The organism is Streptococcus agalactiae (assembly GCF_949788565.1).
Classification (GTDB): Bacteria; Bacillota; Bacilli; order Lactobacillales; family Streptococcaceae; genus Streptococcus; species Streptococcus agalactiae.
Map to the genome: position 1 here is coordinate 669,927 of NZ_OX460931.1, position 22,765 is coordinate 692,691.

17 protein-coding genes are annotated in these 22,765 nt (G+C 35.0%); 16 read left to right on the plus strand and 1 reads right to left on the minus strand.

All coding sequences use genetic code 11. The features are described 5' to 3' along the window. Positions 1 to 29: 29 nt before the first annotated feature. Positions 30 to 1,829, minus strand: coding sequence for an oligoendopeptidase F (gene pepF, locus QOR44_RS03620; RefSeq protein ID WP_000421049.1), 1,800 nt, complete (start codon positions 1,827 to 1,829; stop codon positions 30 to 32). Between the two features lie 208 nt (positions 1,830 to 2,037). Here pepF and ppc point away from each other — a divergent pair, with 208 nt between their 5' ends. From ppc to QOR44_RS03700, 16 genes are all read left to right on the plus strand, one after another. After that, the gene (gene ppc / locus QOR44_RS03625; protein ID WP_000019271.1) at positions 2,038 to 4,833 is read left to right on the plus strand and encodes a phosphoenolpyruvate carboxylase; all 2,796 of its coding nucleotides are present in this window, start codon (positions 2,038 to 2,040) and stop codon (positions 4,831 to 4,833) included. Positions 4,834 to 4,938: 105 nt separating this feature from the next. Beyond that, positions 4,939 to 6,207: a cell division peptidoglycan polymerase FtsW gene (ftsW, locus tag QOR44_RS03630; protein WP_000687014.1), complete on the plus strand. Its 1,269-nt coding sequence runs from the start codon at positions 4,939 to 4,941 to the stop codon at positions 6,205 to 6,207. 351 nt (positions 6,208 to 6,558) lie between these two features. Beyond that, the gene (tuf, locus tag QOR44_RS03635; protein ID WP_001040730.1) at positions 6,559 to 7,755 is read left to right on the plus strand and encodes an elongation factor Tu; all 1,197 of its coding nucleotides are present in this window, start codon (positions 6,559 to 6,561) and stop codon (positions 7,753 to 7,755) included. Between the two features lie 180 nt (positions 7,756 to 7,935). Further along, positions 7,936 to 8,694 (plus strand): triose-phosphate isomerase, encoded by a 759-nt coding sequence (gene tpiA / locus QOR44_RS03640; protein ID WP_000087883.1) that lies wholly within the window; start codon positions 7,936 to 7,938, stop codon positions 8,692 to 8,694. Positions 8,695 to 8,870: 176 nt separating this feature from the next. Beyond that, positions 8,871 to 9,563, plus strand: a complete 693-nt coding sequence (locus QOR44_RS03645; RefSeq protein WP_000240135.1) for a phosphoglycerate mutase — start codon at positions 8,871 to 8,873, stop codon at positions 9,561 to 9,563. Between the two features lie 128 nt (positions 9,564 to 9,691). Next, positions 9,692 to 11,737, plus strand: coding sequence for a penicillin-binding protein PBP2B (pbp2b, locus tag QOR44_RS03650; RefSeq protein ID WP_000934656.1), 2,046 nt, complete (start codon positions 9,692 to 9,694; stop codon positions 11,735 to 11,737). A gap of 14 nt (positions 11,738 to 11,751) precedes the next feature. After that, positions 11,752 to 12,348: a recombination mediator RecR gene (gene recR, locus QOR44_RS03655; protein ID WP_000966735.1), complete on the plus strand. Its 597-nt coding sequence runs from the start codon at positions 11,752 to 11,754 to the stop codon at positions 12,346 to 12,348. Positions 12,349 to 12,488: 140 nt separating this feature from the next. Next, positions 12,489 to 13,535 carry a D-alanine--D-alanine ligase gene (locus QOR44_RS03660; RefSeq protein WP_000032516.1) on the plus strand — a complete coding sequence of 349 codons (1,047 nt, stop codon included), beginning with the start codon at positions 12,489 to 12,491 and terminating at the stop codon, positions 13,533 to 13,535. Between the two features lie 146 nt (positions 13,536 to 13,681). Continuing rightward, complete coding sequence (locus QOR44_RS03665; protein ID WP_000777520.1) at positions 13,682 to 15,049, plus strand: UDP-N-acetylmuramoyl-tripeptide--D-alanyl-D-alanine ligase; 1,368 nt, start codon at positions 13,682 to 13,684, stop codon at positions 15,047 to 15,049. 185 nt (positions 15,050 to 15,234) lie between these two features. Then, positions 15,235 to 16,455 carry an L-lactate MFS transporter gene (locus tag QOR44_RS03670; protein ID WP_000793484.1) on the plus strand — a complete coding sequence of 407 codons (1,221 nt, stop codon included), beginning with the start codon at positions 15,235 to 15,237 and terminating at the stop codon, positions 16,453 to 16,455. A gap of 128 nt (positions 16,456 to 16,583) precedes the next feature. Continuing rightward, the gene (locus QOR44_RS03675) at positions 16,584 to 17,270 is read left to right on the plus strand and encodes a YwaF family protein (RefSeq protein WP_000569011.1); all 687 of its coding nucleotides are present in this window, start codon (positions 16,584 to 16,586) and stop codon (positions 17,268 to 17,270) included. A gap of 178 nt (positions 17,271 to 17,448) precedes the next feature. Beyond that, positions 17,449 to 18,987: an LPXTG cell wall anchor domain-containing protein gene (locus tag QOR44_RS03680; RefSeq protein WP_001043080.1), complete on the plus strand. Its 1,539-nt coding sequence runs from the start codon at positions 17,449 to 17,451 to the stop codon at positions 18,985 to 18,987. A gap of 176 nt (positions 18,988 to 19,163) precedes the next feature. Then, the gene (locus QOR44_RS03685) at positions 19,164 to 20,708 is read left to right on the plus strand and encodes a peptide chain release factor 3 (protein WP_000174824.1); all 1,545 of its coding nucleotides are present in this window, start codon (positions 19,164 to 19,166) and stop codon (positions 20,706 to 20,708) included. A gap of 85 nt (positions 20,709 to 20,793) precedes the next feature. Continuing rightward, positions 20,794 to 21,174, plus strand: a complete 381-nt coding sequence (locus QOR44_RS03690) for a PH domain-containing protein (protein ID WP_000510899.1) — start codon at positions 20,794 to 20,796, stop codon at positions 21,172 to 21,174. A 192-nt stretch (positions 21,175 to 21,366) separates the two neighbouring features. Continuing rightward, positions 21,367 to 22,101, plus strand: coding sequence for an ATP-binding cassette domain-containing protein (locus tag QOR44_RS03695; RefSeq protein WP_000582850.1), 735 nt, complete (start codon positions 21,367 to 21,369; stop codon positions 22,099 to 22,101). Continuing rightward, complete coding sequence (locus QOR44_RS03700; RefSeq protein WP_000565394.1) at positions 22,094 to 22,756, plus strand: methionine ABC transporter permease; 663 nt, start codon at positions 22,094 to 22,096, stop codon at positions 22,754 to 22,756. Before QOR44_RS03695 ends, QOR44_RS03700 begins: the two co-directional genes overlap by 8 nt. Positions 22,757 to 22,765 lie beyond the last annotated feature (9 nt).

Genomic DNA, 22,765 nt, shown 5'->3' on the forward strand with positions numbered 1-22,765 from the left:
TTGTTTTTATGTTTTTGAAAGGCTGTAGTTTAGCCTTGCTTAATAAGATTACTATAATTAATAATTTGATCTACAGTGTTAGATAAGAAATTAATAGTATCGCGTAGAGGCTTATCAGTAGAAATATCAGCACCGATTAATAGAGCTGTTTCTAAAGGGGTACGGCTCCCACCAGATTTCAAGAATGCTAACCACTCTTTTGCTCCGTTTGGATTATTTTTGAGATTGAGATAGCCGGCTGTCGAGATTACTAAACCAGCAGAGTAAGTATAGCTATAGAGCCCCATGTAGTAATGAGCTTGTCTCATCCATGTCAAAGCAGCATCGTCATCTATTTCAATAGCATCTCCCCAGAATTGTGTTAATACTTCCTTCATAATAGTATTTAATTGTTCTGCTCCAAAAGTTCCTCCCTCCTCAATTAGAGTGTAAACTTTACGTTGGAAAGCAGCTTCAAGTAAGTGAGTAATGAAATTGTGGAAGTAAGTATCAGTTAAGCGATGTGCAAGAGCAAAGCGTTTTTGACGTGCTGTATCAAATTGGTTTTCTAAGTAGTCACTAAGTAAAAGTTCGTTAAAAGTAGATGGAGCTTCAACATAGTAAGTGGACATGTGAGTATTGAAAAAACTTTGGTGATTATCTGAGAAGATAAATTGACCAGAATGTCCAATCTCATGAATAAGTGTGTAGACATCGCTCATACGCCCCGTCCAGCTCATGAGTACATAGGGATGAACTTTGTAAGGATCCGCAGCATATCCTCCAGAATCTTTATTGGCGTTAGCTGCAAAATCAACCCAACGCTCTTTTTGATAGCGCTCAACCTCTTGGGAATATTCTTTTCCTAAAGGAGCAACTGATTTCATTACTAAGTCATAAGCATCATTGATACTTACTTCGGGATTAAGTTCGTTATCAATGTCTAATTTCCAATCTGCAAAAGTCATCTTTTCAATACCATTAACATCGGCGATATGTTTGAGGAATCGCTGAGCTACTGGACCAAATTCATCCATGATAAGATCAATTTGTCTGTCAAACATTGAACGGTCAACTTCTTGTTCGGAAAGAAGATAATCAAAAACACTATCGTAACCACGCATATCAGCAATTAACTTTTCAGATTTGACTTTTGCAAGATAAGCCGCAGCTGCAGCATTTTGGTGCTTACGTAGACCTTTCGAGAATGAACGGAAGGATTTTTCACGTATCTCTGCATTTTCGTGATTTTGAAAGTAATTTTCATAAGTTACAAAACTATTTTTGTAGGTTTTTCCGTCAACTTCAAAATCTTCCATATCAAAATCGCCAGCACGCATTTTAGTATAAATATCATATGGTGTATTTAGGACTTCATTTAAGTTTGTCAAAGCTTTTTCGACTTCTGGACTTAATAAGTGTTGCTTTTGAATTTTAGCTTGGCGAATAGTTGCTTTGAAATGAGGGTTATTTTCTAAAGAATCTAAAATCTTTATATCTGCATTTGCTAGGGCAGTATTAAAGAAAGAAAGTAGTACATTAGCTTTAGTTGCGAAGTCTGATCCTGCTTGAGAAATTTGTGCAAACTCTTCGTTGCTAAAGTCAGTAGTTTGAGGCATAAAAGCATAGGTATCAATGTGACTCATCTGGATATAAATATGCTCGATTTCCATAAGGGCACTAGTAAAATCCTCAACACAATTAAGTTTTCCCTCGTAATTTTTTTTGAAAACCTTGATATCCTCAAGAGCTTTTTCAATCGCCAGTAAAAAATCTTGACGATCTTTGTAGAGAGCAGTCAGATCCCAAAGTTCATTTTCAGGGAATTCAGAGCGTTTTTTAAGTTCCATGCGATACTCCTTTAATAATAGTTGTTAATTAACAACTAATCAGTTAATCTCAATTATCCTCAGTATATCAAAAAAGTCGAACAAGAAAAACTGATTACTGTCATAAATAAGTAAAAATCTGAAAATTCTATCTAAAAATCCTAGAATGGTTTACTTTTTACTTTAAAATGGTATCATAGTAGTGAGATTTAAGAGAGGAAGTGATGGTTTGTCCCACCCGAAATTAGAAAGTAGTAGCAATAAAGAAATCATTACCGAAGAGGTCGGTTTACTGAAGCAGCTTTTGGATGAAGCAACGCAAAAATTGATTGGTAGTGAATCATTTGACAAGATTGAAAAAATAGTTTCATTATCATCAACTGACGATTATACTGGTCTGAAGGAAACTATTTCGGCTTTAAGCAACGAGGAGATGGTTATTGTTTCTCGTTACTTCTCTATTTTGCCGCTCTTAATTAATATTTCAGAAGACGTTGATTTAGCATATGAAATTAATTATAAAAATAATCTTAACCAAGATTACCTAGGAAAGTTATCAACGACTATTGATGTTGTAGCTGGCCATGAAAATGCTAAAGATATTCTTGAACATGTCAATGTTGTGCCTGTGCTAACAGCTCATCCTACTCAGGTGCAGCGTAAAACGGTGCTCGAATTAACGTCTAAGATTCATGATTTATTACGTAAATACAGAGATGTCAAGGCAGGAATCGTGAATCAAGAAAAATGGTATGCTGACTTGCGTCGTTACATCGGCATTATCATGCAAACAGACACTATTCGCGAGAAAAAATTGAAAGTCAAAAATGAGATAACCAATGTAATGGAATATTACAACCGTTCTCTTATTAAAGCAGTTACCAAATTAACAGCAGAATATAAGGCACTGGCAGCTAAAAAAGGTATTCACTTAGAGAATCCTAAGCCTCTGACTATGGGGATGTGGATTGGTGGTGATAGAGATGGCAATCCCTTTGTAACTGCTGAGACACTAAGATTATCAGCTATGGTACAAAGTGAAGTGATTATTAACCATTATATTGAGCAGCTAAATGAACTTTATCGTAATATGTCACTTTCAATAAGTCTAACTGAAGTCTCTCCCGAACTTGTTACATTGGCAAACCAGTCACAAGATAATTCGGTATATAGGGAAAATGAACCTTACCGTAAAGCTTTCAATTTTATCCAAGATAAACTAGTACAAACCCTACTAAATTTAAAAGTTGGTTCTTCCCCAAAAGAGAAATTTGTTAGTCGCCAAGAATCTTCTGATATTATAGGAAGGTATATAAAATCACATATCGCTCAAGTAGCTTCTGACATACAGACAGAAGAACTACCAGCATACTCTACTGCTGAGGAGTTTAAACAAGATTTGTTACTTGTGGAGCAATCTTTAGTTCAACATGGACAAGATTCTCTTGTTGATGGCGAATTAGCTTGTCTTATTCAAGCAGTAGATATCTTTGGATTTTATTTAGCTACTATTGATATGCGTCAAGATTCTAGTATTAATGAAGCTTGTGTAGCAGAATTATTGAAGTCTGCCAATATTGTAGATGATTACAGTTCTCTTTCAGAAGAAGAAAAATGTCAACTTCTCTTAAAAGAATTAACAGAAGATCCTAGAACATTATCTTCTACGCATGCTCCTAAATCCGAGTTACTTCAAAAAGAATTGGCTATTTTCCAAACAGCACGTGAGTTAAAAGATCAATTGGGTGAAGACATTATAAAACAGCATATCATTTCTCACACAGAGAGCGTTTCGGATATGTTTGAGTTAGCTATCATGTTAAAAGAAGTTGGACTAATTGATGCCAATCAAGCCCGCATTCAGATTGTACCGTTATTTGAAACCATCGAAGATTTGGATAATTCACGTGATATTATGACCCAGTATCTACATTATGGATTAGTTAAAAAATGGATTGCTACTAACAACAATTATCAAGAAATAATGCTAGGTTATTCAGATAGTAATAAAGATGGTGGCTATTTATCATCTGGTTGGACTCTATATAAAGCTCAAAATGAGCTAACAAAAATAGGTGAAGAAAACGGTATTAAAATCACATTTTTCCACGGTCGTGGTGGGACTGTTGGTCGTGGTGGTGGTCCATCTTATGAAGCCATCACATCACAACCTTTTGGTTCAATCAAAGATCGAATTCGCCTAACAGAGCAAGGTGAAATCATTGAGAATAAATATGGTAATCAAGATGCAGCCTATTATAACCTTGAAATGCTTATTTCAGCTTCCATAGACCGCATGGTAACACGTATGATTACTAACCCTAATGAAATTGATAATTTCCGTGAGACAATGGATGATATTGTGGCTGAAAGTAATGCTGTTTATAGAAATTTAGTTTTTGATAATCCTTATTTCTATGACTATTTCTTTGAAGCAAGTCCAATTAAAGAGGTATCAAGTTTAAATATTGGTTCTCGGCCAGCAGCACGTAAAACAATTACAGAAATTTCGGGTTTACGTGCAATTCCATGGGTATTTTCATGGTCACAAAATCGTATTATGTTTCCGGGTTGGTATGGTGTTGGATCAGCCTTCAAGCACTTTATTGAACAAGATGAGGCAAACTTAGCAAAATTACAAACCATGTATCAAAAATGGCCATTCTTTAATTCTCTTTTATCTAATGTAGATATGGTTTTATCAAAATCAAATATGAATATTGCGCTTCAGTATGCTCAGTTAGCTGGAAGTAAAGAAGTTCGAGATGTTTTTAATATCATCCTTAATGAATGGCAGTTAACTAAAGATATGATTTTAGCTATTGAACAGCATGATAATTTATTAGAAGAAAACCCAATGTTACATGCAAGTTTAGATTATCGTTTGCCATATTTCAATGTTTTGAATTATGTTCAAATTGAATTGATTAAACGTCTTCGTAGTAACCAACTAGATGAAGACTATGAGAAGTTGATTCATATTACTATTAATGGTATTGCAACAGGTTTACGAAATTCAGGTTAATATTGATAGAGGGAGGATCATTGCTATTCTCCCTTTTACTTTACTTCGAAAGATGATATAATGCATAATGGTAATTTTTTGATATATTAAAGGAAATAATACAATATGAAAATTGATAAAAGGCATCTTCTGAATTATTCCATCCTCATTCCCTATTTGATATTGTCTATTCTAGGCTTAATTGTAATTTATTCGACAACTAGTGCAACTCTAATTCAGCTTGGAGCTAACCCTTTTCGTTCAGTAATCAACCAGGGTGTCTTTTGGGCAGTCAGTTTGGTTGCAATTATCTTTATCTATAAACTGAAACTAAATTTTTTGAAAAATTCTAAAGTGTTGACTATGGCAGTATTGGTAGAAGTATTTTTGCTACTAATAGCGCGCTTTTTCACACAAGAAGTTAATGGAGCACATGGTTGGATTGTTATTGGTCCTATTAGTTTTCAACCTGCTGAATATTTAAAAGTTATCATTGTATGGTATTTAGCGTTTACTTTTGCTCGAAGGCAAAAAAAGATAGAAATATATGATTATCAAGCTTTGACAAAAGGGAGATGGCTTCCGAGATCACTAAGCGACCTAAAAGATTGGCGATTTTATTCTTTATTTATGATTGGTTTGGTAATTGCACAACCTGATTTAGGAAATGGTTCGATAATTGTTCTAACGGTCATTATTATGTACTGTATTAGTGGTATTGGTTATCGATGGTTTTCAGCTTTACTTGGTCTAATCGTCGTGGGGTCAACTTTATTTATCGGAACTATTGCAGTTGTTGGAGTTGAGACAATGGCTAAAGTCCCTGTCTTTGGTTATGTAGCTAAGCGATTTAATGCTTTTTTTGACCCATTTAAAGATTTAACAGATTCAGGACACCAGTTGGCTAATTCATATTATGCAATGAGCAACGGTGGCTGGTTTGGTCGAGGACTTGGGAATTCTATTGAAAAATTAGGGTACTTACCAGAAGCAACAACAGACTTTGTCTTTTCAATTGTTATTGAGGAATTAGGAGTTATTGGTGCAGGGTTTATTTTAGCTTTGGTTTTCTTCTTAATTTTACGTATTATGCACGTAGGTATAAAGGCTAAAGATCCTTTCAACTCAATGATCGCTCTTGGTATTGGAGCAATGCTATTGATGCAAGTTTTTGTTAACATTGGTGGTATTTCTGGGTTAATCCCCTCAACTGGAGTGACATTTCCTTTCTTATCCCAAGGAGGGAACAGCCTCTTGGTACTTTCTGTAGCTATCGGATTCGTGCTTAATATTGATGCTAACGAGAAAAAGGAACTCATAATGAAAGAAGCAGAAGAGCAATATAAGCCACAAGAAAAAAATGAAAAAATAATCAACCTTGATGCCTTTAAATAATCATCCAAACAAAAATCGAGATAAAAATCTCGATTTTTGTATTTTTTGAAATTTAAACTCTAATTAATAGAGAGAAGATATTTGAAGAAAAGAAGTATCTATTAATATTCTAATACTATAAATTAGGATGTATTTAACAATATGATTATATGATAACTACTAAAAAATACATATAAGAGATAACAAATGCCTCAATCAATCTTACCCGAATTTTAAGGAAATAAAGAAATAAGCAAAAAAGCATAAAATACTTGCTTTTTTAGAGGATTTTGTTAAAATAGATAAGTAAAGTTAGACTGTATTGCCTACCGTCTATCTATAAAATATATTTTATTGGAGGCTTTTCCTAAAATGGCAAAAGAAAAATACGATCGTAGTAAACCACACGTTAACATTGGTACAATCGGACACGTTGACCACGGTAAAACTACTTTAACAGCAGCTATCACAACTGTATTGGCACGTCGCTTGCCTACTTCAGTTAACCAACCAAAAGATTACGCTTCTATCGATGCTGCTCCAGAAGAGCGCGAACGCGGAATCACAATCAACACTGCACACGTTGAGTACGAAACTGAAAAACGTCACTATGCCCACATCGACGCTCCAGGACACGCGGACTACGTTAAAAACATGATCACTGGTGCTGCTCAAATGGACGGAGCTATCCTTGTAGTTGCTTCAACTGATGGACCAATGCCACAAACTCGTGAGCACATCCTTCTTTCACGTCAAGTTGGTGTTAAACACCTTATCGTATTCATGAACAAAGTTGACCTTGTTGATGATGAAGAATTGCTTGAATTGGTTGAAATGGAAATTCGTGACCTTCTTTCAGAATACGACTTCCCAGGTGATGACCTTCCAGTTATCCAAGGTTCAGCTCTTAAAGCACTTGAAGGCGATGAAAAATACGAAGACATCATCATGGAATTGATGAGCACTGTTGATGAGTACATTCCAGAACCAGAACGTGATACTGACAAACCTTTACTTCTTCCAGTCGAAGATGTATTCTCAATCACTGGACGTGGTACAGTTGCTTCAGGACGTATCGACCGTGGTACTGTTCGTGTCAACGACGAAGTTGAAATCGTTGGTATTAAAGAAGATATCCAAAAAGCAGTTGTTACTGGTGTTGAAATGTTCCGTAAACAACTTGACGAAGGTCTTGCAGGGGACAACGTTGGTGTTCTTCTTCGTGGTGTTCAACGTGATGAAATCGAACGTGGTCAAGTTCTTGCTAAACCAGGTTCAATCAACCCACACACTAAATTTAAAGGTGAAGTTTACATCCTTTCTAAAGAAGAAGGTGGACGTCATACTCCATTCTTCAACAACTACCGTCCACAATTCTACTTCCGTACAACTGACGTAACAGGTTCAATCGAACTTCCAGCAGGAACAGAAATGGTTATGCCTGGTGATAACGTTACTATCGAAGTTGAATTGATTCACCCAATCGCCGTAGAACAAGGTACTACTTTCTCAATCCGTGAAGGTGGACGTACTGTTGGTTCAGGTATCGTTTCAGAAATCGAAGCTTAATTTAACTTAATTAAGTTCCCAAACGGCAGTTAGAGTCAGACAGCTCAAATTGTGAAGAGTCCTCAGGGACTCTTTTTTAGTATCTATAATTAAAGCGTTTTACTAGACTCGTGAAACTTTTAATTAACTATAATTTATGGTATGATAGATTAGTAAATAAAAAAAGAAGAGGTATGTGTAATGTCACGTAAACCATTTATCGCTGGTAACTGGAAAATGAATAAAAATCCAGAAGAAGCAAAAGCATTCATCGAAGCAGTAGCTTCTAAATTACCATCATCAGAACTTGTTGAAGCAGGGATTGCTGCTCCAGCACTTACTTTATCAACAGTTCTTGAAGCAGCTAAAGGTTCAGAATTGAAAATCGCTGCTCAAAATAGCTATTTTGAGAATTCAGGTGCATTCACTGGTGAAAACAGCCCTAAAGTATTGGCTGAAATGGGTACAGACTACGTTGTTATCGGTCACTCAGAACGTCGTGATTATTTCCATGAAACTGACCAAGATATCAACAAAAAAGCAAAAGCTATCTTTGCTAATGGTTTGACTCCAATCATTTGTTGCGGTGAGTCTCTTGAAACTTACGAAGCTGGTAAAGCGGTTGAATTCGTAGGTGCTCAAGTTTCAGCAGCTCTTGCAGGTTTGTCAGAAGAGCAAGTATCATCACTTGTTATCGCTTACGAACCAATCTGGGCTATTGGTACTGGTAAATCAGCTACTCAAGACGATGCACAAAACATGTGTAAAGCAGTTCGTGACGTTGTTGCAGCAGACTTCGGTCAAGCAGTTGCTGACAAAGTTCGCGTTCAATACGGTGGTTCAGTTAAACCCGAAAACGTTGCAGAATACATGGCTTGCCCAGACGTTGACGGTGCCCTTGTAGGTGGAGCTTCACTTGAAGCAGAAAGCTTCCTTGCCTTATTAGATTTTGTTAAATAAATCACAGGATATCTAAAGGCATAGCACTCTAGGTGATATGCCTTTTCTTATAGATAGTTAATAATAAGCTATTTTTGATTATTGAACTAGTAATCAGACTAGATTTTTATGGCTATTTTTTGTAGAATAGTTAAAGTAAATATTGGTATAGCCAAAATTAAAGGAGAAATTTTCTAATGGTAAAATTAGTATTCGCACGCCACGGTGAATCTGAGTGGAATAAAGCTAACCTTTTCACTGGATGGGCTGATGTAGATCTTTCAGAAAAAGGTACACAACAAGCTATTGATGCTGGGAAATTAATTCAAGCAGCAGGTATTGAGTTCGACCTTGCTTTTACATCAGTTCTTAAACGTGCCATCAAAACAACTAACCTTGCCCTTGAAGCAGCTGATCAACTTTGGGTACCAGTTGAAAAATCATGGCGCTTGAACGAACGTCATTACGGTGGATTGACAGGAAAAAATAAAGCAGAAGCAGCTGAACAATTTGGTGATGAGCAAGTTCATATTTGGCGTCGTTCATATGATGTATTGCCTCCAGATATGGCTAAAGATGATGAACATTCAGCACATACTGATCGTCGCTATGCTTCACTAGATGATTCTGTTATTCCAGATGCAGAAAACCTAAAAGTTACTTTAGAGCGTGCTCTTCCTTTCTGGGAAGATAAAATTGCTCCTGCTCTTAAAGATGGTAAAAATGTGTTTGTTGGTGCACACGGTAACTCAATCCGTGCTCTTGTAAAACATATCAAACAATTGTCAGATGATGAAATCATGGACGTTGAAATTCCTAACTTCCCACCACTTGTTTTCGAATTTGATGAAAAATTAAACCTTGTTTCAGAATATTACTTAGGTAAATAATCTAATCTTTATATAAAAAATTCAGGCCAAGTTGGCTTGAATTTTTTATTATTTATAACATTTTGAGTGTCTGTAAAAAACCATTTTTATGATACAATAGTAGTCAGAGTTTTTATAGCAAGGAGTTAATGTTGAATCGTAAAAAAAGGTATCGTCTCACTGTAAAAAAGCAAAATGCTAGTATACCTAGACGATTAAATCTTCTATTTTTTATTATTGTTTTATTATTTACTGTTCTAATCCTTCGTTTAGAGCAAATGCAGATTGGGCAACAATCATTTTACATGAAGAAACTGACAGCTCTTACGAGTTATACAGTGAAAGAATCAAAAGCGAGAGGTCAGATTTTTGATGCTAAGGGAGTTGCCTTGGTTGAAAATGATGAACGTCCTACTGTGGCGTTTTCTAGAGGAAACAATATTTCATCTCAGTCTATCAAAGAGTTAGCGAATAAATTATCACATTACATTACCTTAACCGAAGTTGCTTCAAGCGATAGAGCAAAGAGAGATTATTATTTAGCAGATAAAGCCAACTACAAAAAAGTTGTTGAAAGTTTACCAGATGCTAAACGTTACGATAAATTTGGTAACCATCTAGCTGAAGCAACCGTATATGCAAATGCAGTTGCTGCAGTTCCAGTGAGCGCTATTAACTATTCCGAAGATGAGTTAAAAGTGGTTGCCCTATTTAACCAAATGAATGCGACACCAACGTTTGGTTCAGTGAAATTAAGTACAGGCGAATTAAGTGATGATCAAATCAAGAAACTGGATGCTGATAAGAAGGAACTGTTAGGAATTTCTGTAACAAGTAATTGGCATCGTCGTAAAAAAGGAACTTCTTTATCGGATATATTAGGTACTATTTCTACAGAAAAGGCAGGTTTACCAAGAGAAGAAGTTAAAAAATATTTGAAAAAAGGTTATTCACTGAATGACCGAGTGGGAACTTCTTACCTTGAAAAACAATATGAAGATGACTTACAAGGAATCAGACAAATTCGCAAAGTAGTTGTTAATAAAAAAGGTAAAGTTGTTTCAGATAATATTACGCAAGAAGGTAAGTCAGGAAGAAATCTTAAATTAACGATTGATCTTAATTACCAAAACAAAGTAGAAAGTATCTTGAAACAATACTATGGCAGTGAATTATCTAGTGGGCGCGCTAGTTTTTCAGAAGGGATGTATGCAGTTGCTATAGAACCTTCAACTGGTAAAGTGTTAGCAATGGCTGGTCTTAAAAATGATCATGGGAATTTAGTTGATGATAGCCTAGGCACTATTGCTAAGAATTTCACGCCAGGATCTGTTGTGAAAGGTGCGACGCTATCATCAGGATGGGAAAATAAAGTTCTTAGAGGAAATGAAGTACTTTATGACCAAGAAATTGCTAATATACGGTCATGGTTTACACGAGGTTTGACTCCAATATCTGCGGCACAAGCGCTAGAGTATTCATCTAATACTTATATGGTTCAAGTAGCACTTCGTTTAATGGGACAAGACTATAATACAGGAGATGCTTTAACTGATCGAGGCTATCAAGAAGCAATGGCTAAACTAAGGAAAACTTACGGCGAATATGGTTTAGGGGTTTCTACAGGATTAGATTTACCTGAATCAGAAGGTTATGTACCTGGAAAATACAGCTTAGGAACAACTCTGATGGAATCATTTGGTCAGTATGATGCCTATACACCAATGCAACTTGGTCAGTATATCTCAACTATTGCGAATAATGGGAATCGTTTAGCACCTCACGTGGTTTCAGATATCTATGAAGGGAATGATTCTAATAAGTTCGCTCAATTGGTTCGTTCAATCACTCCTAAAACACTAAATAAGATAGCTATCTCAGATCAAGAGTTAGCCATTATTCAAGAAGGTTTTTATAACGTTGTCAATAGTGGAAGTGGCTATGCAACTGGTACGTCAATGAGGGGGAATGTGACAACCATTAGTGGTAAAACTGGTACCGCTGAAACATTTGCTAAAAATGTAAATGGACAAACAGTTTCTACCTACAACTTAAACGCTATTGCCTACGATACTAATCGTAAAATAGCAGTAGCAGTAATGTATCCGCATGTTACAACTGATACAACAAAATCCCATCAATTAGTTGCACGAGATATGATTGATCAATATATTTCACAGTTCACAGGACAATAAGAGAGGACATTTGAATGCTTTACCCAACACCAATTGCTAAATTGATTGACAGCTTTTCAAAATTACCGGGTATAGGTACTAAAACAGCAACACGTTTAGCTTTTTACACTATTGGTATGAGTGATGAAGATGTTAATGAATTTGCTAAGAATTTATTAGCTGCTAAGCGGGAATTAACCTATTGTTCTGTTTGTGGTAATTTGACTGATGATGATCCTTGCTTAATTTGTACAGATAAGACGCGTGACCAGTCTGTTATCTTGGTTGTTGAAGATAGCAAAGATGTGTCAGCTATGGAAAAAATTCAAGAGTATAATGGTTTGTATCATGTCTTACATGGCTTAATTTCACCTATGAATGGTATTAGCCCTGATGACATTAATTTGAAAAGTTTAATTACTCGATTGATGGATGGTCAGGTGACAGAAGTTATTGTTGCTACCAATGCGACTGCTGATGGTGAAGCTACATCAATGTATATTTCACGAGTCTTAAAACCAGCTGGTATCAAAGTGACACGATTAGCGAGAGGTTTAGCTGTTGGTTCAGATATCGAATATGCAGATGAAGTAACCTTGCTTCGAGCAATCGAAAATCGTACAGAGTTATAATTGTTATAAAGAAAAGGTTGGGAATCTCCTAACTTTTTCTTTTACAATACTAACTTTAAGTGGATTGATTTTTGAAAGTTAAGTTAAAATATGGTATTATTAAAAGGTCAATCTTAGATTAGATAGAAAAGAGAAGAAATATGTCAAAAGAAACATTGATCTTGCTTTACGGTGGTCGCTCTGCGGAACGTGAAGTATCTGTACTGTCTGCAGAAAGCGTCATGCGTGCTATTAATTATGATAAATTTTTTGTTAAAACTTATTTTATCACGCAAGTAGGTCAATTTATTAAAACACAAGAATTTGATGAAATGCCATCTTCAGGTGAAAAGTTAATGACAAACCAAACTGTTGATTTAGACAAAATGGTTCGTCCAAGTGATATCTATGATGATAATGCAATTGTTTTCCCCGTTTTACATGGACCAATGGGGGAAGATGGTTCTATCCAAGGATTTTTAGAAGTTTTAAGGATGCCTTATGTTGGGACTAATATTCTATCTTCAAGCGTGGCTATGGATAAAATTACAACAAAACAAGTCCTTGCAACAGTAGGTGTACCTCAGGTTGCATATCAAACTTATTTTGAGGGTGATGATTTGGAACATGCGATTAAACTCTCTTTAGAAACTTTAAGTTTCCCAATTTTTGTAAAACCGGCTAATATGGGGTCATCAGTAGGTATTTCAAAAGCGACAGATGAATCCTCACTTCGCTCTGCAATTGACTTAGCTCTCAAGTATGATAGCCGTATTTTGATTGAACAAGGCGTGACAGCTCGTGAAATTGAAGTAGGTATTTTAGGCAATAATGATGTTAAGACAACTTTTCCTGGCGAAGTTGTTAAAGACGTCGATTTCTATGACTATGACGCCAAATATATTGATAATAAAATTACTATGGATATTCCAGCTAAAGTTGATGAAGCAACTATGGAAGCAATGCGTCAATATGCAAGTAAAGCTTTTAAAGCAATCGGGGCTTGTGGTTTATCACGCTGTGATTTCTTTTTGACGAAAGATGGACAAATCTTCTTAAACGAACTGAATACAATGCCCGGTTTTACTCAGTGGTCAATGTATCCTCTGCTTTGGGAAAATATGGGGCTAACTTATAGTGATTTGATTGAAAAGTTAGTTATGTTAGCTAAAGAAATGTTTGAAAAACGTGAGAGTCATTTAATTTAAAAAAGTTCAACTAAGTCTTTCTTAGTTGAGCTTTTTCAAATCTATGATATGTTATGAAAGTGTGTTATAATTTAGGAGTATATTCGTTTATAAGGGATAGCATACTATCTACAACATTGTTGCTAAATAATAGAAAAGGAAATGATATGAAGCTTAGTTTGCATGAAGTTGCTAAAGTAGTTGGCGCTAAAAATCAAGTATCAGAGTTTGAAGACGTTCCCCTGGGAAATATTGAATTTGATAGTCGTAATATCAGTGAAGGTGACTTATTTCTTCCCTTAAAAGGAGCAAGAGATGGACATGAGTTTATAGAGATGGCTTTTGATAATGGAGCAATAGCAACCATTTCAGAGAAGGAAATAGAAGGTCATCCTTATCTTTTAGTGTCTGATGCACTTAAAGCATTTCAAGTCTTGGCACAGTATTATATTGAAAAGATGAACGTTGATGTTATTGCAGTAACTGGCTCAAATGGTAAGACAACAACTAAAGATATGATAGCTGCAATCTTATCAACCACATACAAGACCTATAAAACACAAGGAAACTACAATAACGAGATTGGCTTACCATATACTGTGCTACACATGCCAGAAGATACCGAAAAAATTGTTTTGGAGATGGGACAGGATCATCTTGGAGATATCCATGTGTTATCTGAAATTGCAAAACCACGTATTGCTGTTGTTACTTTGATTGGTGAAGCACACTTAGAATTTTTTGGTAGTCGAGAAAAGATTGCAGAAGGGAAAATGCAAATCACAGATGGTATGAGTTCAGATGGCATATTAATTGCACCGGGAGATCCAATTATTGATCCATATCTTCCAGCAAACCAGATGACTATTCGTTTTGGTCATGACCAAGAATTGCAGGTGACAGAACTCAAAGAAGAAAAACATTCCTTAACTTTTAAAACTAATGCTTTGGAGCACCAATTACGTATACCAGTACCTGGTAAGTACAATGCAACTAATGCGATGATCGCTGCCTATGTTGGAAAATTATTAGCAGTAGCAGAAGAAGATATAGTGGATGCTCTAGAAAATCTTCAACTAACTCGTAATCGCACCGAATGGAAGAAATCAGCCAATGGAGCAGATATTTTATCAGATGTTTACAATGCTAACCCAACGGCTATGCGATTGATACTAGAAACCTTTTCAGCTATTCCCAATAATGATGGTGGAAAGAAGATTGCTCTTTTAGCTGATATGAAAGAACTGGGAGAACAATCTGTGGATTTACATAATCAAATGATTATGAGTATCAGACCTGACTCTATTGATACTTTGATTTGTTATGGCCAGGATATTGAGGGGTTGGCTCAATTAGCAAGCCAGATGTTCCCAATTGGTAAAGTGTATTTCTTTAAAAAGAATCAAGAAGTGGATCAGTTTGATCAATTGCTTGCAAAAGTAAAAGATACTCTTAAGGAGAAAGATCAAATATTATTAAAAGGTTCTAACTCAATGAATCTTTCTAAAATAGTTGATATTCTTGAAGTAGGATAATAGAGGGGTTAGGGTAACAAGTTACCCTAACTTTTTTGTTTTTTAATCACGAATAATATTCAGTTTTATTGAGGAAATAGATATGCTAAGCAGAAAACTGGTGATATATTCAGTTTTTTGATAATCTGTTTATTACGAACTATATTTTTAAAAATAAAACTTAAGTTCGTTTTTAGGAGGATTATTTGAAAAATTTAAATCGTTATGTAGTTGCGGTTTCTGGAGTCGTTTTACATTTAATGCTAGGATCAACTTATGCTTGGAGTGTGTTTCGTAACCCAATCATCTCAGAGACTGGTTGGGATATTTCATCAGTTTCATTCGCTTTTAGTTTGGCTATTTTTTGTCTAGGAATGTCTGCAGCTTTTATGGGACACTTAGTAGAGCGTTTTGGTCCTAGGATAATGGGAATGATTTCTGCTATTTTATATGGAGCAGGGAATGTGTTAACAGGCTTAGCCATTGAAACTCAGCAGTTATGGTTACTGTATGTTGCATACGGTATTTTAGGAGGAATCGGACTTGGTTCAGGTTATATTACTCCAGTATCGACTATTATTAAATGGTTTCCTGATAGGAGGGGACTAGCAACAGGATTCGCTATTATGGGATTTGGCTTTGCTTCTTTAGTAACAAGTCCACTTGCACAATCCTTAATGATTAGGATTGGTGTAGGTAAAACATTTTATATTTTGGGATTAGTATATTTTTTTGTCATGATGATTGCCTCACAATTTATTAAACAACCACCTCAGGAAAAAATAACTATTTTGACTCACGATGGTAAAAAGAATGCTATGAATTCACAAATTATCACTGGATTAAAAGCAAACGTTGCTATAAAATCAAAAACCTTTTACATCATTTGGTTGACCTTGTTTATTAATATTTCGTGTGGCTTAGGTTTAATATCAGCAGCTTCACCAATGGCACAAGATTTAGCAGGCTATTCCGCAGAATCTGCAGCCTTATTAGTAGGGGTACTAGGGATATTTAACGGTTTTGGACGTCTGTTATGGGCAAGTCTCTCTGACTACATTGGACGCCCGTTGACCTTTATAATATTATTTATTGTGAACTTTATTATGACTTCTAGTTTATTTTTGTCATTCAATGCTATTGTATTTGCAATAGCGATGTCTATTTTAATGACTTGTTATGGTGCAGGTTTTTCCTTATTACCTGCTTATCTAAGTGATATTTTTGGAACAAAGGAATTAGCTACTTTACATGGTTATAGTTTAACAGCATGGGCAATAGCAGGTTTGTTTGGGCCCCTATTGTTATCAAAGACATATTCATGGGGAAATTCCTATCAATTAACATTAATGGTTTTTGGTTTTTTATTCTTATTCGGATTATTGTTATCTCTATATTTAAGAAAATTAACAACTAAAGTTGTGTAGTATATATCTAATTTAAAATTCTTTGGTTTTGCCAAAGAGTTTTTTCTTTGAAAAATAGTTTTGTCTTATAGCAAATAATTTGATATACTAAGTATCTAGTAAAAAAATGATAGAAAGATAATACTAAAATGATAGAATTCTTTTCTAATATCAGAACAGAGATTCCGCAGATGCCTTTACTTATCCATAGTTTGATTTTATCTGTCTTACCTTTTCTGATGTGGCTGACTTTGGTTAATAGAGATAAGCCTTTGTATAAAACTATTTGGAGTATCCTTTTAGGACTTCAGTTAATTACGATTTATACTTGGTTTTTCTGGGCAAAATTGCCTTTATCTGAAAGTCTTCCCCTTTACCATTGTCGAATAGGCATGTTTGTCGTTCTCTTAGCGAGGCCTAGAATATTAAAGGATTATTTCGCATTGTTAGGAGTAGTAGGTGGAGTATTGGCAATGATTCACCCAGACTTTTACCCTTACCAGTTTCTACATGTGACTAATATTTTCTTCTTTATTGGACATTTTGCTTTATTTGTCCTTAGTTTACTACATCTGATGACACAGTCCAATTTGGACAAATTAAATCCAAAATTGATTATACAACTAACGCTTCTCATTAATCTGTCTTTGATTTTTATTAACCTCTTGACTGGGGGAAATTATGGCTTTATGATGAAGACACCAATACTAGGAATAACAAATCCCTTTTTAAACCTTTTGATAGTGACAACTCTATTAAGTTTTCTCGTCCTATTTGTTAAACAAATTTTCCAAAAAGTGAGAATGAGAGCTAGTCTTAAAACAGAAGAATCTTAATTATTTTAATATTATTATATTATCTAGCTATTAAAAAATAAATAGCTGGATAATGTTTTTCATTTTTAGCTATTTTTATGATTGACCGCTAATTATTAATCTGCTAAGATATAGTACGTAATAAAAACTTAACCGGTTAATTATTTTTGAAATATATTTTTTCTGGAGGAAAATAGTAATGAATAAATCATTCAATACCAAATTAGGTTTGGTAACTGTAGCGGCATTATCAGGTATTGTATTAACGTCTCAATTACCTGTGAACGTTAAAGCTGAGACACCAGTAATGGCAGCAAGTGCACAACAAGGTTTCCGTTTTGTAGCAACCGTTGTAGATAGTCAGACGCGTGTCTTGCCGGGAAAATTGGTAACTTTGTCAGAGGTGACAAGTGGTCAGCCTAAAATTATTGCAAGTGTGAAAACGAATGATGCCGGACAAGCTATTTTTAATAATCTCCCTATAAAACGTAACCTTAGTGTGTCTGTTGATGGACAAGTAAAAGGATATACTATTCGAACTGACGTAGCAGGCTCTAGTAAAGCAGCTAGTTTTACAGCAACAGGAGTAGGGACAAATGAGCCAACGTATTCAAAAAAAACCATAGACATTACAGTGAGAGACCAAAATGCTGAACCTGTTTCAGGCAGGACAGTTACCTTAAAAACACAAGCTGGTCGTGAGATTGCTAGCTTGGTTTCTGGTGACAATGGATTAACTCGCTTTACTGATCGTTTACTAGATGGAACATTCTACCAATATTTTGTTGATGGGAAAAAAATTGGTGATATTGTACCTGGAGAATCAAGAAGTGCATATGTTAATGTTGCACCTAAAAAAGATTATTTTACCTTTACAGTCACTGCTTTAGATAAAGATGGACTTGTTGTTAAGGGAAAAGAAGTAACGTTGACTGATATTACTGATGGTAAAGCAGTAGCGCTTGCTTCTTTAAAAACGAATGATAATGGACAAGCTATCTTTACCAACCTACCATTATCAAGAAATATCAGTGTTTCAATTGATGGAAAATCAAAGGGCTATACTCTTCGAACTGATGTAGCAGGCTCTCATAAAGCGGCTGCATTCTATGTAGATGGTAAAGGTACCAAAGCACCTCAATTTAGTGCAGAAGCAGCGGTTGTAACTGTTTACGATGCTAATGGAAATACTATAGCAAACCAAGAAGTGACATTAACTAATTCAAATGGGACAATTGTTGCAAAAGGTTTGACTGAAAAAGATGGCAAAGCAAGGTTCGCCAATAAATTAATGGCAGGAACGTTATACAATATTTTTGTAAATGGTATTGAGATGTCTAAAACTGCCCTTGTTGGTAGTGATGTCAGTGTTTTTCTAACAGATAAACAAATTAAGAAAGAAAAACCTGTTACTCCTGATAAATTGGATAAAGAAATGAACCAAGAGAAGGAAAAGGAACTCTTAGATACTCCAAAACCAGTACCACCTACTTCGAAACCAACAGCACCAATTAAAAATAAAAAGGACGATTCTCCTAAGAAGTTCACGAAAAGTCAATCTTCTAGTTTGAAGTCAAGTGTTAAGGCTATAGGTGCTAAGCCAAAAGCTATGACAGCCTTAGCTAAAAAATTGCCTAAAACTGGTGATCAAGCCATTAGTATTTTAACTTTGGTTGGTTTTATTGTAACAGGGTTAGCGATTATGTTAGGCTTCCTTAAAAAATCACGATCAAAATAATTTATTTTAGAAGCTTGGGTCTTTAGACACAGGCTTCTCTTCTTTCTTCGGAAATAGATTGAACTTGAAGAATGTTGTTAAATTCGCTATAATAATAAAGTTATAGACAAGATTATTGTTTCAGTTGAGACTACTGAAAATAATACTAGGAAATGGATAAAAGCTAAGGATTGAATATGACATTACAAGACGAAATCAAAAAACGCCGTACTTTTGCCATCATCTCTCACCCGGATGCTGGTAAGACGACTATTACTGAGCAACTATTATATTTTGGTGGTGAAATTAGAGAAGCAGGGACAGTAAAAGGGAAAAAATCAGGTACTTTTGCAAAGTCCGACTGGATGGATATTGAAAAGCAACGTGGTATCTCTGTTACTTCATCTGTCATGCAATTTGATTACGCGGATAAACGTGTTAATATTTTGGATACACCTGGACATGAGGATTTCTCGGAAGATACATACCGGACTTTAATGGCTGTGGATGCAGCTGTCATGGTTGTAGATTCGGCTAAAGGTATTGAGGCTCAAACTAAAAAACTTTTTGAAGTTGTTAAGCATCGTAATATTCCGGTTTTTACGTTTATTAATAAATTGGACCGTGATGGACGTGAGCCATTGGATTTGCTTGAAGAGTTAGAAGAAGTACTAGGTATTGCTTCTTATCCAATGAATTGGCCAATTGGTATGGGGAAATCATTTGAAGGGCTTTATGATTTACATAATAAACGTTTAGAACTCTATAAGGGAGACGAGCGTTTTGCAAGTATTGAAGACGGCGATCAGCTGTTTGCCAATAATCCATTTTATGAACAAGTCAAAGAAGATATTGAACTTCTTCAAGAAGCAGGTAATGACTTTTCAGAACAAGCTATTCTTGATGGTGACCTAACTCCAGTATTCTTTGGCTCTGCCCTTACGAACTTTGGAGTTCAGACTTTTCTTGATACTTTCTTGGAGTTTGCTCCAGAACCTCATGGTCACAAGACTACAGAAGGTAATGTTATTGACCCCTTAGCTAAAGATTTTTCAGGTTTTGTCTTTAAAATTCAAGCTAACATGGACCCACGTCATCGCGACCGTATTGCTTTTGTTCGTATTGTTTCTGGTGAATTTGAGCGCGGTATGGGAGTTAATTTGACACGTACTGGTAAAGGTGCTAAGCTCTCCAATGTTACTCAATTTATGGCAGAATCACGAGAAAATGTGACGAATGCTGTTGCTGGGGATATTATCGGGGTTTATGATACAGGAACTTATCAAGTTGGGGATACCTTAACGGTTGGGAAAAATAAATTTGAATTTGAACCATTACCAACTTTTACCCCAGAATTATTTATGAAAGTATCAGCAAAAAATGTTATGAAGCAGAAATCATTCCACAAAGGTATTGAGCAATTAGTACAAGAAGGAGCGATTCAGCTTTATAAGAATTATCAGACAGGCGAATACATGCTGGGTGCTGTGGGTCAACTTCAGTTTGAAGTTTTTAAACATCGTATGGAAGGTGAATACAATGCTGAAGTTGTTATGACACCAATGGGTAAAAAGACTGTACGTTGGATTAACTCAGACGATTTAGACGAACGCATGTCCTCAAGCCGAAATATTTTGGCAAAAGATCGTTTTGACCAACCAGTTTTCCTATTTGAAAATGATTTTGCACTTCGCTGGTTTGCTGATAAGTATCCTGATGTGAAGCTTGAAGAAAAAATGTAAAATTTAAAGTCACTCAAATTTGAGTGACTTTTTAAGTTTTTTAGACTAAAATAGTTATAATACATAGAAAAGATTGGAGATTAACATGGGAATTTTTTCGGGATTAATAGGAAATGCTTCACAAATGGATACCGATAAAGTCGAGAATCAGTTATCGGATATTCTGATTCCAGATGAACAGGTTGATTTAGCTTATACTTTAATTCGTGATTTGATTGTTTTTACTAATTATCGTTTAATTTTAGTCGATAAACAGGGGGTGACAGGTAAAAAGGTTTCTTATAATTCTATACCTTATGCTTCTATATCACGTTTTACAGTGGAAACTAGTGGTCATTTTGATTTAGATGCTGAGTTAAAGATTTGGATATCATCAGCAATAGAACCAGCAGAAGTACTTCAGTTTAAGAACGACCGTAACATAGTGAGTATACAGAAAGCTTTGGCGACAGCTGTTTTAAAATAAACAATTTAGCAATGTTGATACTAAGAGTTATTTGTTTTAATTATAACTTTTAATAGTGCTAAATTCTCATTTTCAAAATAAAAGTAGTGATTTTTATCACTGCTTTTATTTTGAAGTATAGTAGGCCTCAAGCATATATTTTGAAAACGCTATATTTTTTTGATAAGATATTTTTTTGAGGAGTATTAAATAATGATAATAGAATTAAAGAGTGTTGGGAAAATTTTTCCAAAATCACAGTTTAGATTAGATGATATTTCTTTTAATATAGAAGAAGGCGAGATAGTTGGTCTGATTGGTTCTAATGGTACTGGAAAGAGTACTATTTTGAAGATGATTAATGGCTTAATCCCTTATGATAAAGGAAATATTTATTATCAAGGAAAAGAAGTGAAGTCTTTTTCTGATAATAAGTTACGTCAGATGCGTAAAGATATTGCTTATATTTTTCAAAATCATAATTTGTTAGCAGGAGAAAGTGTATATTATCATCTAGCTTTAGTTTATAAATTAAATCATCAAAAAGTAAATCATGACGCAATTAATGATATCTTAGATTTTTTAGGTTTGATGGATTTAAAACAGGTGAAATGCCATAGTTTGAGTGGTGGGCAACAACAAAAAGTTGCAATCGCTATGGCTGTTTTGCAAAAACCGAAACTTATTCTATGTGATGAGATCAGCTCTGCCTTAGATACTAATAGTGAAAAAGAGATATTTAACTTGTTGTCTGATCTTCGTGAAAAATATGGTATCTCTATCTTGATGATTGCTCATCACCTATCTCTTTTAAAACAATATTGTGATCGTGTAATGATTTTGGATCACCAGACTATTGTAGATACTGTTGTTCCAGTGAAAGCAACTCTGAATCAATTAAAGTCAAACTACGTAGATCAAGTAAAGGAGTTTTTGTTACATGATTGACATTATTGAAAAACATGGCGAAGGTATCTTAAAATCATTTTGGGAAACCAATTTAATGTTAGGGTTAACCTTGATTCTTTGTTTTCTAATTGCTTTTCCAACAGGTATTTTATTGTTTTCATTGAGAAAGTCTTACTTGATTAAACATTCTTTAGCCTATCAACTACTAAATTTATTTTTAGGTACGTTACGGAGTGTCCCTTTCCTTATTTTTATTTTTATCTTAATCCCTCTCAATCGATTAATTTTTGGGACCTCATTTGGAACGATAGCGGCAATCTTACCTCTTACTTTGGTTTCAGTCAGTTTGTATGCACGTTATGTGGAACAAGCTTTATTAAATATACCTCAAGTTGTTGTAGATCGAGCTCTCAGTCTAGGGGCTAACAAGAGACAGATAATTTATTATTTTTTAATCCCCTCCATCAAGATTGACCTTGTTTTATCATTTACTGCAACGGCTATAAGTATTCTTGGCTACTCGACAATAATGGGAGTTATTGGTGCAGGAGGTTTGGGTGAATATGCCTATCGTTTTGGCTATCAAGAGTATGACTACCCAGTTATGTACTTGATTATTGTCTTATTTATAATATATGTGTTTATCTTACAGAGTTTGGGCTATTTTATAGCAAACCGCTACTCAAGAAAATAAAAGAAAAGA

Coding starts and splice junctions, on each gene's coding strand:
- pepF (WP_000421049.1), bottom strand. CDS start 1,829: ATGGAACTTAAAAAACGCTCTGAATTCCCTGAAAATGAACTTTGGGAT.
- ftsW (WP_000687014.1), top strand. CDS start 4,939: ATGAAAATTGATAAAAGGCATCTTCTGAATTATTCCATCCTCATTCCC.
- tuf (WP_001040730.1), top strand. CDS start 6,559: ATGGCAAAAGAAAAATACGATCGTAGTAAACCACACGTTAACATTGGT.
- tpiA (WP_000087883.1), top strand. CDS start 7,936: ATGTCACGTAAACCATTTATCGCTGGTAACTGGAAAATGAATAAAAAT.
- QOR44_RS03645 (WP_000240135.1), top strand. CDS start 8,871: ATGGTAAAATTAGTATTCGCACGCCACGGTGAATCTGAGTGGAATAAA.
- pbp2b (WP_000934656.1), top strand. CDS start 9,692: ATGTTGAATCGTAAAAAAAGGTATCGTCTCACTGTAAAAAAGCAAAAT.
- recR (WP_000966735.1), top strand. CDS start 11,752: ATGCTTTACCCAACACCAATTGCTAAATTGATTGACAGCTTTTCAAAA.
- QOR44_RS03660 (WP_000032516.1), top strand. CDS start 12,489: ATGTCAAAAGAAACATTGATCTTGCTTTACGGTGGTCGCTCTGCGGAA.
- QOR44_RS03665 (WP_000777520.1), top strand. CDS start 13,682: ATGAAGCTTAGTTTGCATGAAGTTGCTAAAGTAGTTGGCGCTAAAAAT.
- QOR44_RS03675 (WP_000569011.1), top strand. CDS start 16,584: ATGATAGAATTCTTTTCTAATATCAGAACAGAGATTCCGCAGATGCCT.
- QOR44_RS03680 (WP_001043080.1), top strand. CDS start 17,449: ATGAATAAATCATTCAATACCAAATTAGGTTTGGTAACTGTAGCGGCA.
- QOR44_RS03685 (WP_000174824.1), top strand. CDS start 19,164: ATGACATTACAAGACGAAATCAAAAAACGCCGTACTTTTGCCATCATC.
- QOR44_RS03690 (WP_000510899.1), top strand. CDS start 20,794: ATGGGAATTTTTTCGGGATTAATAGGAAATGCTTCACAAATGGATACC.
- QOR44_RS03695 (WP_000582850.1), top strand. CDS start 21,367: ATGATAATAGAATTAAAGAGTGTTGGGAAAATTTTTCCAAAATCACAG.
- QOR44_RS03700 (WP_000565394.1), top strand. CDS start 22,094: ATGATTGACATTATTGAAAAACATGGCGAAGGTATCTTAAAATCATTT.